This is a genomic window from Dickeya aquatica, from assembly GCF_900095885.1.
GTDB lineage: Bacteria > Pseudomonadota > Gammaproteobacteria > Enterobacterales > Enterobacteriaceae > Dickeya > Dickeya aquatica.
In genome coordinates, this window is the sequence record NZ_LT615367.1 from 3,524,675 (window position 1) to 3,541,037 (window position 16,363).

Annotated in this window: 17 protein-coding genes, 1 tRNA gene and 1 rRNA gene; 7 read left to right on the forward strand and 12 right to left on the reverse strand. The window is 52.2% G+C overall.

Annotated elements, in window-relative coordinates:
• Positions 1 to 39 precede the first annotated feature (39 nt).
• From DAQ1742_RS15970 to gmhB, 3 genes are all read right to left on the reverse strand, one after another.
• Positions 40 to 115, reverse strand: a tRNA-Glu gene (locus DAQ1742_RS15970).
• A gap of 85 nt (positions 116 to 200) precedes the next feature.
• Positions 201 to 1,742: ribosomal RNA gene (locus tag DAQ1742_RS15975) — 16S ribosomal RNA — on the reverse strand.
• Positions 1,743 to 2,110: 368 nt separating this feature from the next.
• Positions 2,111 to 2,677 (reverse strand): D-glycero-beta-D-manno-heptose 1,7-bisphosphate 7-phosphatase, encoded by a 567-nt coding sequence (gene gmhB, locus DAQ1742_RS15980; RefSeq protein ID WP_035343834.1) that lies wholly within the window; start codon positions 2,675 to 2,677, stop codon positions 2,111 to 2,113.
• Between the two features lie 178 nt (positions 2,678 to 2,855).
• On the opposite strand from gmhB, the gene metN reads away from it, so the two are divergent.
• The 7 genes from metN (at position 2,856) to DAQ1742_RS16015 (ending at position 9,119) form a co-directional block, all read left to right on the forward strand.
• The gene (metN, locus tag DAQ1742_RS15985; RefSeq protein ID WP_035346277.1) at positions 2,856 to 3,887 is read left to right on the forward strand and encodes a methionine ABC transporter ATP-binding protein MetN; all 1,032 of its coding nucleotides are present in this window, start codon (positions 2,856 to 2,858) and stop codon (positions 3,885 to 3,887) included.
• Complete coding sequence (locus tag DAQ1742_RS15990) at positions 3,880 to 4,533, forward strand: methionine ABC transporter permease MetI (RefSeq protein WP_035343836.1); 654 nt, start codon at positions 3,880 to 3,882, stop codon at positions 4,531 to 4,533. Before metN ends, DAQ1742_RS15990 begins: the two co-directional genes overlap by 8 nt.
• Positions 4,534 to 4,594: 61 nt before the next feature.
• Positions 4,595 to 5,410 carry a MetQ/NlpA family lipoprotein gene (locus DAQ1742_RS15995; protein ID WP_035343838.1) on the forward strand — a complete coding sequence of 272 codons (816 nt, stop codon included), beginning with the start codon at positions 4,595 to 4,597 and terminating at the stop codon, positions 5,408 to 5,410.
• 114 nt (positions 5,411 to 5,524) lie between these two features.
• Positions 5,525 to 5,935 (forward strand): Rcs stress response system protein RcsF, encoded by a 411-nt coding sequence (gene rcsF / locus DAQ1742_RS16000; RefSeq protein ID WP_035343840.1) that lies wholly within the window; start codon positions 5,525 to 5,527, stop codon positions 5,933 to 5,935.
• A complete protein-coding gene (tsaA, locus tag DAQ1742_RS16005) occupies positions 5,932 to 6,639 on the forward strand; it encodes a tRNA (N6-threonylcarbamoyladenosine(37)-N6)-methyltransferase TrmO (protein WP_035343842.1) in 708 nt (235 codons plus the stop codon). Before rcsF ends, tsaA begins: the two co-directional genes overlap by 4 nt.
• A gap of 116 nt (positions 6,640 to 6,755) precedes the next feature.
• A complete protein-coding gene (proS, locus tag DAQ1742_RS16010) occupies positions 6,756 to 8,474 on the forward strand; it encodes a proline--tRNA ligase (RefSeq protein WP_035343844.1) in 1,719 nt (572 codons plus the stop codon).
• Positions 8,475 to 8,774: 300 nt separating this feature from the next.
• The gene (locus DAQ1742_RS16015) at positions 8,775 to 9,119 is read left to right on the forward strand and encodes a hypothetical protein (protein WP_051124114.1); all 345 of its coding nucleotides are present in this window, start codon (positions 8,775 to 8,777) and stop codon (positions 9,117 to 9,119) included.
• Between the two features lie 49 nt (positions 9,120 to 9,168).
• Here DAQ1742_RS16015 and rpoS read toward each other — a convergent pair whose 3' ends face one another.
• The 9 genes from rpoS to cysC all read right to left on the reverse strand — a co-directional run bounded on the left by rpoS (position 9,169) and on the right by cysC (position 16,357).
• Entirely contained in the window at positions 9,169 to 10,161 is a 993-nt protein-coding gene (rpoS, locus tag DAQ1742_RS16020) for an RNA polymerase sigma factor RpoS (RefSeq protein WP_035343847.1), read from the reverse strand.
• 53 nt (positions 10,162 to 10,214) lie between these two features.
• The gene (gene nlpD / locus DAQ1742_RS16025; RefSeq protein WP_180706175.1) at positions 10,215 to 11,468 is read right to left on the reverse strand and encodes a murein hydrolase activator NlpD; all 1,254 of its coding nucleotides are present in this window, start codon (positions 11,466 to 11,468) and stop codon (positions 10,215 to 10,217) included.
• 301 nt (positions 11,469 to 11,769) lie between these two features.
• The gene (locus DAQ1742_RS16030) at positions 11,770 to 12,396 is read right to left on the reverse strand and encodes a protein-L-isoaspartate(D-aspartate) O-methyltransferase (protein WP_035343850.1); all 627 of its coding nucleotides are present in this window, start codon (positions 12,394 to 12,396) and stop codon (positions 11,770 to 11,772) included.
• Positions 12,397 to 12,541: 145 nt separating this feature from the next.
• Positions 12,542 to 13,594 (reverse strand): tRNA pseudouridine(13) synthase TruD, encoded by a 1,053-nt coding sequence (gene truD, locus DAQ1742_RS16035; RefSeq protein WP_035346282.1) that lies wholly within the window; start codon positions 13,592 to 13,594, stop codon positions 12,542 to 12,544.
• Complete coding sequence (gene ispF, locus DAQ1742_RS16040) at positions 13,594 to 14,091, reverse strand: 2-C-methyl-D-erythritol 2,4-cyclodiphosphate synthase (protein WP_035343853.1); 498 nt, start codon at positions 14,089 to 14,091, stop codon at positions 13,594 to 13,596. The genes truD and ispF overlap by 1 nt, the downstream gene beginning before the upstream one ends.
• A 14-nt stretch (positions 14,092 to 14,105) precedes the next feature.
• Positions 14,106 to 14,825 (reverse strand): 2-C-methyl-D-erythritol 4-phosphate cytidylyltransferase, encoded by a 720-nt coding sequence (ispD, locus tag DAQ1742_RS16045; protein ID WP_035343855.1) that lies wholly within the window; start codon positions 14,823 to 14,825, stop codon positions 14,106 to 14,108.
• Between the two features lie 3 nt (positions 14,826 to 14,828).
• Positions 14,829 to 15,182, reverse strand: coding sequence for a cell division protein FtsB (gene ftsB, locus DAQ1742_RS16050; protein WP_035343857.1), 354 nt, complete (start codon positions 15,180 to 15,182; stop codon positions 14,829 to 14,831).
• A 170-nt stretch (positions 15,183 to 15,352) separates the two neighbouring features.
• Complete coding sequence (locus DAQ1742_RS16055; RefSeq protein WP_035343859.1) at positions 15,353 to 15,694, reverse strand: DUF3561 family protein; 342 nt, start codon at positions 15,692 to 15,694, stop codon at positions 15,353 to 15,355.
• A gap of 39 nt (positions 15,695 to 15,733) precedes the next feature.
• Positions 15,734 to 16,357, reverse strand: a complete 624-nt coding sequence (gene cysC / locus DAQ1742_RS20650; RefSeq protein WP_035343861.1) for an adenylyl-sulfate kinase — start codon at positions 16,355 to 16,357, stop codon at positions 15,734 to 15,736.
• Positions 16,358 to 16,363: the final 6 nt, after the last annotated feature.

Sequence of the window (16,363 nt, forward strand, 5' to 3'; positions counted from 1 at the left end):
ATATCCCTGACCGTGACTTTCACTCACCTGTCTTGTCATTGGCGTCCCCTAGGGGATTCGAACCCCTGTTACCGCCGTGAAAGGGCGGTGTCCTGGGCCTCTAGACGAAGGGGACATCTCTTGTCAGCTTCGCAAGACGCTTTTGACTCTTTTACTTCATCAGACAATCTGTGTGGACACCACGCAGGCTCTTCACTCGGTAAGGAGGTGATCCAACCGCAGGTTCCCCTACGGTTACCTTGTTACGACTTCACCCCAGTCATGAATCACAAAGTGGTAAGCGCCCTCCCGAAGGTTAAGCTACCTACTTCTTTTGCAACCCACTCCCATGGTGTGACGGGCGGTGTGTACAAGGCCCGGGAACGTATTCACCGTAGCATTCTGATCTACGATTACTAGCGATTCCGACTTCATGGAGTCGAGTTGCAGACTCCAATCCGGACTACGACGTACTTTATGAGGTCCGCTTGCTCTCGCGAGGTCGCTTCTCTTTGTATACGCCATTGTAGCACGTGTGTAGCCCTACTCGTAAGGGCCATGATGACTTGACGTCATCCCCACCTTCCTCCGGTTTATCACCGGCAGTCTCCCCTGAGTTCCCACCCGAAGTGCTGGCAACAGAGGATAAGGGTTGCGCTCGTTGCGGGACTTAACCCAACATTTCACAACACGAGCTGACGACAGCCATGCAGCACCTGTCTCAGCGTTCCCGAAGGCACCCTCGTATCTCTACAAGGTTCGCTGGATGTCAAGAGTAGGTAAGGTTCTTCGCGTTGCATCGAATTAAACCACATGCTCCACCGCTTGTGCGGGCCCCCGTCAATTCATTTGAGTTTTAACCTTGCGGCCGTACTCCCCAGGCGGTCGATTTAACGCGTTAGCTCCGGAAGCCACGCCTCAAGGGCACAACCTCCAAATCGACATCGTTTACAGCGTGGACTACCAGGGTATCTAATCCTGTTTGCTCCCCACGCTTTCGCACCTGAGCGTCAGTCTTCGTCCAGGGGGCCGCCTTCGCCACCGGTATTCCTCCAGATCTCTACGCATTTCACCGCTACACCTGGAATTCTACCCCCCTCTACGAGACTCTAGCCTGTCAGTTTTGAATGCAGTTCCCAGGTTAAGCCCGGGGATTTCACATCCAACTTAACAGACCGCCTGCGTGCGCTTTACGCCCAGTCATTCCGATTAACGCTTGCACCCTCCGTATTACCGCGGCTGCTGGCACGGAGTTAGCCGGTGCTTCTTCTGCGGGTAACGTCAATGAACAGACGTATTAAGCCTGTTCCCTTCCTCCCCGCTGAAAGTGCTTTACAACCCGAAGGCCTTCTTCACACACGCGGCATGGCTGCATCAGGCTTGCGCCCATTGTGCAATATTCCCCACTGCTGCCTCCCGTAGGAGTCTGGACCGTGTCTCAGTTCCAGTGTGGCTGGTCATCCTCTCAGACCAGCTAGGGATCGTCGCCTAGGTGAGCCTTTACCCCACCTACTAGCTAATCCCATCTGGGCACATCCGATGGCAAGAGGCCCGAAGGTCCCCCTCTTTGGTCCGAAGACGTTATGCGGTATTAGCTACCGTTTCCAGTAGTTATCCCCCTCCATCAGGCAGTTTCCCAGACATTACTCACCCGTCCGCCGCTCGTCACCCAGGGAGCAGGCTCCCTTGTGCTACCGCTCGACTTGCATGTGTTAGGCCTGCCGCCAGCGTTCAATCTGAGCCATGATCAAACTCTTCAATTTAAGTTTGATTGTGTTTTCCGAAGAAAACGTGCTCAAAGAATTTACTGTTATTTCGTAATGAATTAACTGTTGTCACTCTTCAAGACTTTCACAAAAGTTTTTGCGAAGTGTCCTGCGAGTGCCCACACAGATTGTCTGATTAATTGTTAAAGAGCAGTGCGACCGGCCTGAGCCTGCTGTCGCGAGGTGGCGTATACTACGCTTTCCTCATGAAGAGTCAACGCTTTTTTTTCGTTTCTTCTTCGCTGACACCGCGTTGCGTTACCGCTGTTGCCGTGTCAGTGGAGGCGCATTATAGGGACTTCCTGCGGGCTGACAAGCCCTAATTGCAAAAAAATTACCAGGCGCGCACTTTTACATCTTTCCGGCTATTTTTTGCTCTGTTTTATCATCCTAGGCAGTACAGACAGGCTATCAATCACCCAGTCGGCCAATTTTTCGCCTTCTTCTGTTACCGGTTTTCCTGTTCTGACCAACACTTTCGTTCCCACGCCCGCTGCTTGGGCTGCCAGCATATCTTCAACTTTATCACCAACCATATAAGATGCCGTCATATCTATATGTAGATGCTGTTGAGCATCAAGCAACATACCCGGCTGAGGTTTACGACAATGACAGTGTTGACGGTATTCGCCTTCACCGGCATCAGGGTGATGCGGGCAATAGTAGATACCATCTAAATCGACCCCTCGGTCAGCCAGTGACCAGTCCATCCACTCGGTCAGGGTTTCAAACTGGGCTTCACTAAACTTGCCACGAGCAATACCCGACTGGTTCGTCACCAAAACCAAGGCATAGCCCATTTGTTTTAATTCGAGCAGTGCATCAATAACACCATCAATGAACTGGAACTGATCGATTTCATGGACATAACCGTGGTCGACATTAATCGTACCGTCACGGTCAAGAAAGATTGCTGGAACACGGCTTGCCACTAACGTCTACTCCTGATACCTGAATTTATCTTAGTATCGCATGTTTTACTCATCAGGGAGAATGCCATGCCCGGTGGGTTCTTGATTGACTTAGACGTCTAGACGCCTTAACATCCCATCATATCAGGCCGAACTATCATGATTTCTTATGCGGCCATCGCCATTTTTGATAAAACTTATGATTGAACTCATTAATGTTACAAAGATTTTTCAACAAAAAGCGCGCATCGTCACTGCTCTGGATGAGGTTACTCTTCGTGTTCCCGCAGGCCAGATATATGGTGTGATTGGCGCATCGGGCGCAGGTAAAAGTACATTGATTCGCTGTGTCAACCTGCTGGAAAAACCAACGCGGGGTCAGGTGCTGATTGATGGACAAGACCTGATGAGCTTGTCAGAAAGGCAACTCACGCGTACGCGCCGACAAATTGGTATGATTTTTCAGCACTTCAACCTGCTTTCTTCACGTACGGTTTTCGGTAATGTGGCATTACCGCTAGAGCTCGATAACACGCCATCTGCCGAAATCACCCGAAGGGTTCAAGAGTTGTTAGCACTGGTCGGGCTGTCGGAAAAACACGATGCCTACCCGGCCAACCTTTCTGGTGGCCAGAAACAGCGGGTAGCAATCGCGCGTGCATTGGCAAGCAACCCGAAAGTGCTGTTGTGTGATGAGGCAACTAGCGCGCTCGACCCTGCCACTACACGCTCTATTCTGGAACTGTTAAAAGATATTAATCGCCGTCTTGGGCTGACCATTTTGCTTATTACCCACGAGATGGATGTGGTGAAACGCATCTGCGATCAGGTCGCTGTTATTAGTAATGGCAAATTGATTGAGCAAGACACCGTGAGTGAAGTGTTCTCACACCCGAAAACACCGCTGGCGCAAAAATTTATTCAATCAACGCTGCATTTGGATATTCCAGATGACTACCAGCAACGCTTGTCCACAACACCGCGTGACAATAGCGTTCCACTACTACGTATGGAATTTACCGGCCAGTCTGTTGATGCGCCATTGTTGTCGGAAGTAGCCAGAAAATTTCATGTTAATAACAACATTATCAGCGCGCAGATGGATTATGCCGGTGGCGTAAAATTCGGCATCATGTTGGCTGAAATGCACGGCCAGGAGCCTGATATTCAGGCAGCGATTACATTCTTGCAGCAACATCATGTGAATATAGAGGTACTGGGTTATGTCTGAGGCCATGATGTGGTTAATGGCGCGTGGCGTCTGGGAAACAGTTGTCATGACGCTGCTCTCCGGCTTTTTTGGTTTTGTGCTGGGCGTGCCTATTGGTGTACTGCTTTATATCACCCGTCCGGGGCAGATTATTGCCAATCCGAAGCTTTATCGCAGTATTTCGGCGCTGGTGAATATTTTCCGTTCTATTCCTTTCATCATTTTACTGGTGTGGATGATCCCATTTACCCGCATCATTGTCGGCACCGCTATCGGCTTACAGGCGGCGATTGTCCCCTTAACCGTTGGGGCCGCGCCGTTTATTGCGCGCATGGTGGAAAATGCCTTACTGGAAATCCCTGCGGGACTGATTGAGGCCGCCCGTGCCATGGGTGCAACGCCACTGCAAATCATCCGCAAAATCCTGTTGCCAGAAGCGCTGCCTGGGCTTATCAACGCGGCCACCATTACGCTGATCACGCTGGTGGGTTATTCCGCAATGGGCGGCGCTGTCGGTGCTGGAGGTCTTGGACAAATTGGTTATCAGTACGGATATGTTGGCTACAACGCGGTAGTGATGAATACCGTGCTGATTTTACTGGTTGTGCTGGTTTATCTGATTCAATTGATTGGTGACAAAGCGGTACGTGCCGTCACTCATAAATGATGACGTGATGTCGTATCTATTTTCTCAGTGCAGGTTAAAACGTTTAAACAGAGGTAGGAAAATGGCAATTAAACTGAAATCGCTTGCGGCAGTGGGTGCGCTAATTGGAGCACTGGCATTGGCTGGTTGTGGTCAAGAGCAGAAAAACCCGAATCATATCAAAGTCGGTGTGATTGTCGGCGCTGAACAGCAGGTGGCTGAAGCCGCTCAGAAAGTGGCGAAAGAAAAATATGGTCTGGATGTCGAGCTGGTGACATTTAATGATTATGTTCTGCCAAACGAGGCGCTGAGCAAAGGTGATATCGACCTGAACGCCTTCCAGCATAAGCCTTATCTCGATCAGCAAATTAAAGATCGTGGTTATAAGCTGGTTTCTGTTGGCAACACGTTTGTCTATCCGATCGCAGGCTATTCTAAAAAAATCAAATCCCTTGATGCACTGCAAAACGGCGCACAGATAGCGTTACCGAATGACCCAACTAACCTGGGCCGCTCGCTGTTGTTGCTGCAAAAAGTCGGGCTGATTAAACTTAAAGATAATGTCGGGTTGCTGCCAACGGCGCTGGATATTACCGAAAACCCGAAAAACCTGAAGCTGGTTGAGCTGGAAGCACCGCAATTGCCACGCTCACTGGATGATGACCAGATTGCGCTGGCAATTATTAACACCACCTATGCCAGCCAGATCAACCTGACGCCAGCGAAAGACGGTTTGTTTGTCGAAAACAAAGAGTCTCCGTATGTCAACCTACTGGTTGCCCGCGAAGACAATAAAGATGCGGAAAATGTGAAGAAATTCGTCAAGGCTTATCAGTCCGACGAAGTGAATCAGGCTGCCCTGAAAGTGTTTAATGGCGGTGCAGTAAAAGGCTGGTAAATTAACACTGGCTGGTTTCGCAAAAACAGCAACAAGACGGGTATCTGCCCGTCTTGTTATTTTTTGTATTGCTTGATTCAATAACCGCACTTTATCCAAGCCAGAGGAAAATTTATGCGTGCTGTACCTGTTCTGCTATTGGCTGTGTCATTAACAGGATGTTCTTTGATGCATAAACCCGCCGAGCCTGCGCCACAACCACAGCCTCCGATAGCCGTGGAGCCCGCGCCGAAACCGGCAAAACCAGTCACGCATACAGCGCCTGCCGTCCTGTATAAAAGTGCGGAAGAATTGGTAGGCAAGCCGTTTCGTGATTTAGGGGAAGTGTCCGGGTCATCCTGCCAGTCCAGCGCACAAGATACGCCACCCAGTATTCCCTCTGCCCGCAGAAAAATGCAAAGCCGCGCCACCACCATGAAAGCTAATGCCGTGTTATTGCACGACTGCCAGATTGTCAGCAATGTGGCGGGATGTTATCGCCAGGCCATTTGCCAGGGCACCGCGCTAAAAGTTTCTGCACAATGACATCCTTTTGTTTTAATCAGATAGGCATTATCCGCTCACCTTATAAAGAAAAATTTGCGGTTCCACGGCAGCCCGGTTTGATTCAGGATGGCGGTGGTGAATTACATCTGCTGGCACCCTACAACCAGCCTGACGCGCTGCGCGGTATCGAAGCATTCAGCCACCTTTGGCTGCTGTTTATTTTCCACCAGACAGCCGCAGGGGGCTGGCGGCCAACCGTCAGGCCACCGCGGTTAGGCGGTAATACCCGTATGGGTGTGTTTGCTACACGCTCGACATTCCGCCCCAATCCTATTGGCATGTCGCTGGTGGAATTGCATGGCGTTGAGATAACCCGGGAAAGCGTCGTGTTGAAGCTGGGTAGCCTGGATTTAGTCGATGGCACACCGGTGATTGATATCAAACCCTATCTGCCCTTCGCCGAAAGCCAGCCACAGGCGAGTGCGGGTTTTGCTCAACACGCACCCGATGCTGATATGCCGGTAACCTTCTCCTCACTGGCAGAACAGCAACTGATGCAACACCAGCATATCTCCCCTCATTTGCGGCGTTTCATTACACAAGTGCTGGCACAAGACCCGCGTCCGGCGTATCGCAAGAATGACGATGACAGCAAAATCTATGCTGCGCGACTGCTGGAATTCAACGTGCGCTGGCAGGTTATACAGGGGTGTACTACCGTCATTAGTCTGGATCCAGGCTAAAAAATGTGGCCGCGCCTTTTGGGCAGCGGCCTGCACTGGTAAACTAAACCACTTTTTCTGCCCGAGCCACTGACGTGGCAAATGCGATTTCTCTGTTCTGACGGAACTCAATCACCATGCGTACAAGTCAATATATGCTCTCCACGCTCAAGGAGACGCCTGCCGATGCCGAAGTCATCAGTCATCAACTGATGTTACGCGCCGGGATGATTCGTAAACTGGCCTCCGGCCTTTATACCTGGCTCCCTACCGGATTACGGGTACTGAAGAAAGTCGAAAACATCGTGCGTGAAGAAATGAATAACGCCGGTGCCATCGAAATTTCGATGCCGGTTGTCCAGCCTGCTGACCTGTGGCAGGAAAGCGGGCGCTGGGAGCAGTATGGCCCCGAATTACTGCGCTTTGTTGACCGTGGCGAACGTCCGTTCGTGCTCGGCCCAACACATGAAGAGGTCATCACCGACCTTATCCGTAATGAAATTAGCTCTTATAAACAGTTGCCGCTGAATTTCTACCAGATTCAGACCAAGTTCCGTGACGAGGTTCGCCCGCGTTTCGGCATTATGCGCGCACGCGAATTCCTGATGAAAGATGCTTATTCATTCCATACCTCTCAGGAATCGTTGCAGGTGACGTACGAGGCCATGTATGCCGCTTACAGCAAAATTTTCAGCCGCATGGATCTCGACTTCCGTCCAGTACAGGCGGATACCGGCTCTATCGGCGGCAACGCGTCACACGAATTCCAGGTGCTGGCAAGCAGCGGTGAAGATGACATCGTCTTCTCTACGGAATCGGATTACGCCGCCAACATTGAGCTGGCCGAAGCGGTAGCCCCTGCCCATGAACGTGCACCGGCCACACAAGCGATGACGCTGGTGGATACGCCAAATGCCAAAACCATCGCCGAGCTGGTTGAACAATTCAACCTGCCAGTGGAAAAAACCGTTAAGACGTTACTGGTCAAAGCCACCGAAGAAAGCGGCCATGCGCTGGTGGCACTGCTGGTACGCGGCGATCATGAACTGAACGAAGTGAAAGCAGAAAAACTGGAACAGGTTGCCAGCCCGCTGACCTTCGCCAGCGAAGACGAAATCCGTGCCGTCGTGAAAGCCGGGCCGGGCTCGCTGGGGCCGGTCAATCTGCCGGTACCGGTCATCATTGACCGGACTGTCGCCGCTATGAGCGATTTCAGTGCCGGTGCCAATATTGATGGCAAACATTACTTCGGCATTAACTGGGAGCGTGATGTGGCACTGCCGCAGGTGGCAGATATTCGCAATGTGGTCGAAGGCGACCGCAGCCCGGATGGCAAAGGCACCTTGCTGATTAAACGCGGCATTGAAGTTGGCCACATATTCCAGTTGGGTAAGAAATACTCCGAAGCGCTGAAAGCAACCGTGCAAGGTGAAGATGGCCGCAATCAGGTGATCACCATGGGATGTTACGGTATTGGTGTGACGCGTGTGATTGCCGCCGCCATTGAGCAAAATCACGATGATCGCGGCATTATCTGGCCCGATGCCATCGCACCTTTCCAGGTCGCCATTCTGCCGATGAACATGCACAAGTCATTCCGCGTGCAGGAAGCAGCCGAAAATATTTATCAGCAGTTGCGTGCCAAGGGCATTGAGGTACTGCTTGATGATCGTAAAGAGCGACCGGGTGTGATGTTTGCCGATATGGAGCTTATCGGTATTCCGCACACCATCGTCATTGGCGACAGAAACCTTGATAACGATGAAATTGAATATAAACATCGTCGCAAAGGTGAAAAAGAGATGATTAAAGCCAGTGAGGTTGTCGAATTTCTGTCATCGCAGTGTGCTCGCTAAACACACATGCTGGCATAAAGCGTTAGACATAAAAACGGTGGGATAGCCCTAATGCCGATCAGTTAAGACAAAAATGATCGGTTGAACGATCCGGCAGTTCTGCAAGAATCCGTAATCTCTCAAGGATTACGGATTTTTTATGCTTCTCAGCCAGGTTTTGGGCACCATCCCCCCGTTTACTCCTCAGGCGTTCGCGGCTCTTTCAAACCGCCTTTCTCCTGAACTGATTGACCAGCGACACAGTGAAGACGTCGTCCGGTTAATGTTTGAGAAAACGCCCCTGTCTGACTGGAACGGACTTTGCTGACAGCAAGGCTTATCAGCAAAGCGCTCAACGGCAAAAAACCGGAGCGTGTGCGCCAGACGCTGTGGGAAGTAGCGCTGTCCTACAATCTTCTGAGGTTCATGATGGCACAGATGGCGAAAAGTCCGTTAAGCCTGTTACCGGGTGCGGGTGTGACACCGGAAAAAATCCCGCGAATAATGAAAGAGATAATGGCAATGACCCCAGGGTTGGCCCTGCCGGAACGAAGAGCACATCATTACCCCAGAGCGGTAAAAAAAGAGGCCGCAACGTTATCCGTTGCGGCCTCCTTCAAAGGCTTAAATGACAAGCATTATGGGATAGCTCACCATTTTTTATGAACGTATAATATTCGGCCTCAGGAAACAGGATTCAGTTTACACTCACGCCTTATTCACGAAACAGCTCTTCGATATCCAGGCCCTGCATCTGTAATATTTCACGCAGGCGGCGCAACCCTTCTACCTGAATCTGGCGCACCCGCTCACGGGTTAAACCAATTTCACGGCCGACATCTTCAAGCGTTGCCGCTTCATAGCCCAGCAGGCCAAAGCGACGCGCCAGCACTTCTCGCTGCTTGGCGTTTAACTCAAACAGCCATTTCACGATATTCTGCTTCATATCGTTATTCTGCGTGGTGTCTTCCGGGCCGTTATCCTTCTCATCGGCCAGAATATCCAGCAATGCCTTTTCTGAATCGCCCCCCAGCGGTGTATCCACCGAGGTGATGCGCTCATTAAGACGCAGCATACGGTTCACATCATCAACCGGCCTATCCAGCTTTTCAGCAATCTCTTCCGCGCTCGGCTCGTGGTCAAGCTTGTGTGACAACTCACGGGCGGTACGCAGATAGACATTCAGCTCTTTAACAATATGGATAGGCAAACGGATGGTGCGGGTTTGATTCATGATGGCCCGTTCAATGGTCTGACGGATCCACCAGGTGGCGTAAGTTGAGAAACGGAACCCACGTTCAGGATCAAATTTCTCAACAGCACGGATCAGACCGAGATTGCCTTCTTCAATCAAGTCCAGCAAAGCTAGACCGCGATTGTTATAGCGGCGGGCAATTTTGACCACCAGCCGCAGGTTACTCTCGATCATGCGGCGACGAGAGGAAACATCGCCGCGCAGTGCCCGACGGGCGAAATAAACTTCTTCTTCAGCAGTCAGCAGAGGCGAATAACCGATTTCTCCCAGATAGAGCTGAGTGGCATCCAGCACACGCTGGGCAGATCCTTGTGATAGCAACTCGTCATCAAGCGAGTCGCTGTCGGTGGTTTCTTCCTCTGCCAGCGCTTTGTCGTCAAAAACCTCGACTCCATTCTCATCGAATTCAGCATCTTCATGTAACTCGTTAACTTTCAGCGTATTTTGGCTCATAAGCGGCTCCTACCCGTGATCCCTTGGCAGAATACCGAAATACCCTGCCGGATTTATCGCTGCGGAAGAAAACGCAGCGGGTTTACGGATTTCCCCTTGTAACGAATTTCAAAATGCAAGCGTACTGAACTGGTTCCGGTGCTACCCATGGTAGCAATTTGTTGACCCGCCTTTACCTCTTGTTGTTCCCGGACCAGCATGGTTTCGTTATGGGCATAGGCGCTCAGGTAATCATCATTATGCTTGATGATAATCAGATTCCCGTAACCGCGTAACGCGTTACCCGCATAGACTACGCGCCCTGAGGCAGTAGCAATAACGGATTGCCCACGTGAGCCGGCGATTATCAATCCCTTTATTTCCCCCTCTGAGGCTGAGAAACTATCTATGACTTTCCCGTCTGTAGGCCAACGCCAACCGGCAATTGCCGTGTTCGTCTGCGTCGGTTCGGTAGCAGGCGCTGTAGTCGCCGCACCTGCCGCAGGCAGCATTTTGCCGCCCGAATTCTGTTTACCCGAACCCTCAGAATACGCATTAGTTGGTTGAGAATCAACCTGCGCCGTTTGCATTTGTGTTGAACCCGCCACCGCGGCTGTCGCCGCGTTGGCAGGCAACATGTGACCAGAACCCGAAGATGTATTACCCGACAACATACGCCCATTTCCAGACGCTTTTGCCGCATTTTCCGGCAACATATGCCCCGATGAAGCACTGTTATCTACTGGCGAAGGCGTAATAACCGGCGTTGACGGTGTGATGACAGGAGCCGGAGACGCCGACGCCGACGCCACCGCCATACCTTGTGTCATCCCATTGCCATTGGTATTCATGTTATTGCCAATGGCCAGTGTCTGCCCGACATTCAGGCTATACGGCTCGGCAATATTGTTGCGCTGGGCCAGCTCACGGTAATCATTACCCGAGATCCAGGCGATATAGAACAATGTGTCACCGCGCTTCACGGTATAACTATTACCGGTATAGCTCCCTTTGGGAATGCTGTTATAGCTGCGGTTATAGACTATTTTGCCTTCATGACTGGCTATCGAGGCATCTGTCGAGGACGGGCTTGCTACCGTGGAGGGCATCGGTAACGCCGCACTACGGCTGGCCCCACTGCCCATGTTGCTGGCACTGGAAATACGTGGTGGTGGTGAGTAGGTACCGGTATTCGCAGTGCGGCTGGCACTGCCATTATCACCGATATTGCTGATCGGGGCATTGTTATCATTTGCACAACCGGCCAGACTTAAGGTCACAACCGAACACACTGCTATCTGACGCCAGTTCACGATTTGGCTTCCCATGCGCCAAACTCCCCCTATAACCTAAAATGACGAAAAACTATCCGGCCCCGAGCCCGCATGAAAAAACACATTCACCACAGGCAACGATGCGAAACGAGGAAATAAAATGGCTATTTATTTGTCTTTAGCGATATTTATCCATCAGCGATGGCTGACAGCGCTTCGCAAATACGTATACGACACGGATAACGACGGATACAGCCTATCAATATCAATCCGTTACCACCATAAGACAGTTGTATTGAAATTTTAAAGGCAGACGTTTACCGATAAATCTGAATAAACCGGCGACGAGACGGTATCAGGCCAATTCACCTTTGACCAGCGGAACGAATCGAACCGTTTCCACCGTCTGAATGACAAATTCACCATGACGACGCAACACCAGTTGCAAGAGCTGCTGCTGTTCTCCCACAGGCAGCACCATGATGCCGCCTTCATCAAGCTGCGCTATCAGTGCAGGTGGAATTTCCGGTGGCGCGGCTGTCACGATAATCGCATCAAACGGCCCTTTCGAGGCCCATCCTTGCCAGCCATCACCATGACGGGTGGAAACGTTGTGCAGATCCAGCTGTTTGAGACGACGCTTCGCCTGCCACTGTAACCCTTTAATACGCTCGACCGAAAAAACATGTTGAACCAGATGCGCCAGAATAGCCGTCTGGTAACCAGACCCAGTGCCAATCTCAAGCACCCGCGATTGCGGCGTTAAACGCAACAGCTCAGTCATCCTGGCAACGGTATAGGGCTGAGAGATGGTCTGGCTGGAGCCTATCGGTAACGCCACATTATCATAAGCTTTATGCTCAAACGCCTCGTCAACAAAACGCTCACGGGGAACAGCAGCCATCGCCTGTAACAGGCGTTCATCCTGAATGCCCAATTGGCGAAGCAATACCAACAATGTCTGCACACGTTTGTTCACCATTGCCTGCCAACCCCGGCCTTCGTCAACCCCATCCACTCGCTCCGCTCTCTAAGAATAAAGAAAACGCCGTTAACATACCCTTCCTGGGGCATACAGTCGCCTGGTATGCCCGCATTGCAGAGGTTTATCTCCCCTGCCAGCCCCTTCACTCTGCCACCATTGCCTCAACATCCGGCTCTTGGGCGATGAGTAATTCCCGCACCACGCTGGTGGCAAAACACCCGGAGGGCAACCAGAAATGCAGCTCAAGCGTGGCATCATCCTGCCATACACTGCGAATATCACGCGGATAAAGCATCATGGCGCGGCGTGCGCTCTCCACGCGTTCACGGGCTAACAGTGATAACAACAGCGCCTGATCGTCCAGACAGTGCTGCTCAAATGCCAGCGCATCAGCCTGTGTGCCGGATTCATTCTGACCAGGCAAGGGGGCGGTGATCAGCAGTTCACCCGCACTGACTCGCCGCTGTAACTCGGGTAACTCTTCCTCGTTGGCAACAAACCAGCTCCCCCGCCCTGCCAGTTGCAACGCATCACCGATTAATACCTGAGTCGAGCCATAGTTTTCAAGACGTGTACTGGTAATGCGATTAAACAATTCACTGCGCACCGCAGATAAATAAAAACTGCGTTTACTGCGCTCTTTCACGCGAATTTCGTTATTGGCCCAGCGTCTGGCCTGTTCGAGATTGTTGCCAGCTCGCCCAAAACGCTGGCTGCCAAAGTAATTGGGAACGCCGCCGTTGGCTATCTGTTCCAGACGAGCCGAGACTTCTGCCCGGTCACTGATATCGCGTAACACCAGCCGGAATGCATTGCCACGCAGCGCACCAATCCGCACTTTACGGCGATGGCGCTGGGCCTCAAGAATGTCACATCCCTCCAGCGCAAACGCTGACCATTCCGGGTCTGTTTTACCCGGCAAATGCAGGCAAAACCACTGCTCGGTAACAGCATGGCGGTCTTTCAGTCCGGCATAGCTGACGGAACGCGCCGCAATACCCGCGAACTTTGCCAGCGCCTCGGCGACAAACAGCGTATTACAGCCGCGCTTACGCAGCCTGACAAGCACATGTTCACCCTCACCATCTGGCGTAAAACCCAGGTCTTCAATAACCGTAAAATCATCGTCCGAGGCGCGCAACACGCCAGTTGCCTGCGGTTTACCGTATAACCACAACAGCGAATCAGTCGTCATCACCATGCCACCACTTCGGTCATCTCGCCTTTTACCAGCAAGACAACCGCTTCACAGGCAATGCCTTCTCCCCGGCCAGTAAACCCCAGTTGTTCTGTCGTGGTCGCTTTTACATTCACCTCATCCATGTGTGATAGCAAGTCTTCGGCAATATTGACGCGCATTTGCGGGATATGGGGAGCCATTTTGGGAGCCTGGGCAATGATGGTGACATCCAAATTACCGAGCTGATAGCCTTTGGCACTGATGCGTCGCCAGGCTTCGCGCAGTAACTCACGGCTATCAATCCCGCGATATGCCGGGTCGGTATCGGGAAACAATTTACCAATATCGCCCATTGCAGCCGCGCCCAGCAGGGCATCCGTCACGGCATGCAACACCACGTCACCATCGGAATGAGCCAGCAATCCACGCTCATAAGGAATTCGTACCCCGCCAATCACCAGCGGGCCTTCTCCGCCAAATTTGTGCACATCAAAACCGTGGCCGATACGCATTGGTAAGGCTCCTTTTATTCTTGTGTTGATGAATGTTCAGACAGTCGCGTCAGGTAAAATTCGGCCAAAGCCAAATCTTCAGGGCGGGTCACTTTGATGTTATCTGCCCGGCCCGGCACAAGCCGCGGCTGATAGCCCGCATATTCCAGCGCCGAGGCTTCATCGGTGATGATGGCACCCTCTCTCAGCGCGCGTTCCAGACTCGCACGTAACAGTGATAGCGGAAACAGTTGCGGTGTTAAGGCATGCCATAGCGCCTCGCGCTCTACCGTGTGGTCAATCCGCCCTTCACGCCCGCGCTTCATGGTGTCACGCACCGGGGTCGCCAGAATGCCCCCTACGTCACTCTCACCGGTCAGCGCCAGTAAACGAGACAAATCATCCGGGTGCAGACAAGGGCGAGCGGCGTCATGCACCAGCACCCAGCTCTCCTGTTTGATATGGCGCAACCCGGCCAGCACAGAATCGGCACGTTGTGCGCCGCCAGTCACCACGTCAATGCGCGGATCATTTGCCAAAGGCAGCGTTGAAAAGTAAGGGTCATCCGCGCTGATGGCGATAACCAGACGCTGAATACGCGGATGGCGCAGCAGCCCGGCAGCGGTATGTTCAAGAATGGTTTTATTACCAATGGAAAGATACTGCTTAGGGCGGTCGCTCTGCATGCGGCTGCCGCTACCGGCGGCAGGCAAAATAGCGACCACATCACTCAGAGAAGCGTGTTGGATAGACATAACCTAGCGAGACATGGATGAGGTTGATGATAAAGCGGAAGACCCGGATTTGGCCGATGACGGCCCGCCACTGCGGTTCTGTGACTGATCCACCACCAGACGATAAAAACTCTCACCGGGTTTGGTCATGCCGAGTTCGTTACGCGCCCGCTCTTCAATGGCTTCCTGACCACCATTAAGATCGTCAATTTCAGCGAACAGCTGTTCGTTACGGGATTTCAGCTTGACGTTATTGGCCTGTTGCACCGCTACGTCATCCTTCACCCGCACATAATCATGAATACCGTTTTTACCCAGCCAGAGCGAATATTGCAGCCAACCGAGCAGAATCAACAATAACAGCGAAAGTTTTCCCATCCAGCCCCCTGAAAAGCCGCCTAATCATCCCATAACTTTTGTCAGGACTCCACCTTCGCCAGCGGCCTGTGTTCATGCTGATGAAAAACAGTACGCCTGCGGCAGGGCCGATCTCTTCACCGCACAACGAGAATTCACGCAACAGCGCAACAGGCGGGCACCTCTGCGCCTTACCAACCACGAATCAGCAAGAACACCAGCCAGAACACGCCGGGGATAGTGATAGCGCAACACAGCATCATCAAGGCGATGTTGTGCTGGCAGAAAACGCGAAATAGCATGCCGATTAACACCGATAGCGGCATCAGCGCTAAAAAGAAGGGCCAGGTGTATAACATCAGCAACAGCGTGGAATTGAAGCCAAAAAAGGTGAATGGCAGGGAAAAAGCCAGCCAGTAACAGCAAAAACCAACCAGCGCCCCACTCAGTGCCCCTGATGACGAGGAGGCAGGTTCCTCGTCATCAGAACATGATGATTCACTGTCAGGCAAGGACGTCGCACGTTGCATCATGGTTCCTGCTTTACCCCATTATCAGGGACGGGCTAAGGGTTAGATGATAGCGCGACCATGCAGCATATCTAATAATTCAGTGACTAAATTTGTTACCAATTGTTGGCCATCAAGGTGCAGTTCCGGCTGTTCCGGCACCTCATAAACCGCATCAATACCGGTGAAGTTCGGCAGTTGTCCTGCACGCGCTTTTTTATACAGCCCTTTCGGGTCGCGCGCTTCACACGTCGCCAGAGGCGTATCGACAAACACCTCGATAAATTGCCCATTATCAAGACGCTCGCGCACCATTTGACGCTCGGCCCGGTGAGGAGAAATAAAAGCCGTTAATACCACCAGCCCGGCATCTACCATCAGACGGGCCACTTCACCTACCCGCCGAATGTTCTCACGCCGGTCGTCATCGCTAAACCCAAGGTCACGGCACAGGCCGTGACGGACGTTATCCCCATCGAGCAGGTAGGTACTGATACCACGCGCAGCCAGGGCCTGCTCCAGCGCGCCAGCAAGCGTTGACTTGCCGGAGCCGGACAGACCGGTAAACCAGATAACTGCGCCGCGATGCCCATGCTGGCGCTCGCGATCGTCACGCGTGATGGCGTGGTCGTGCCATACCACATTCTCATCCGCAGGCGCGGTTACGTGAGCCTGATGCACTGTCACCTTATT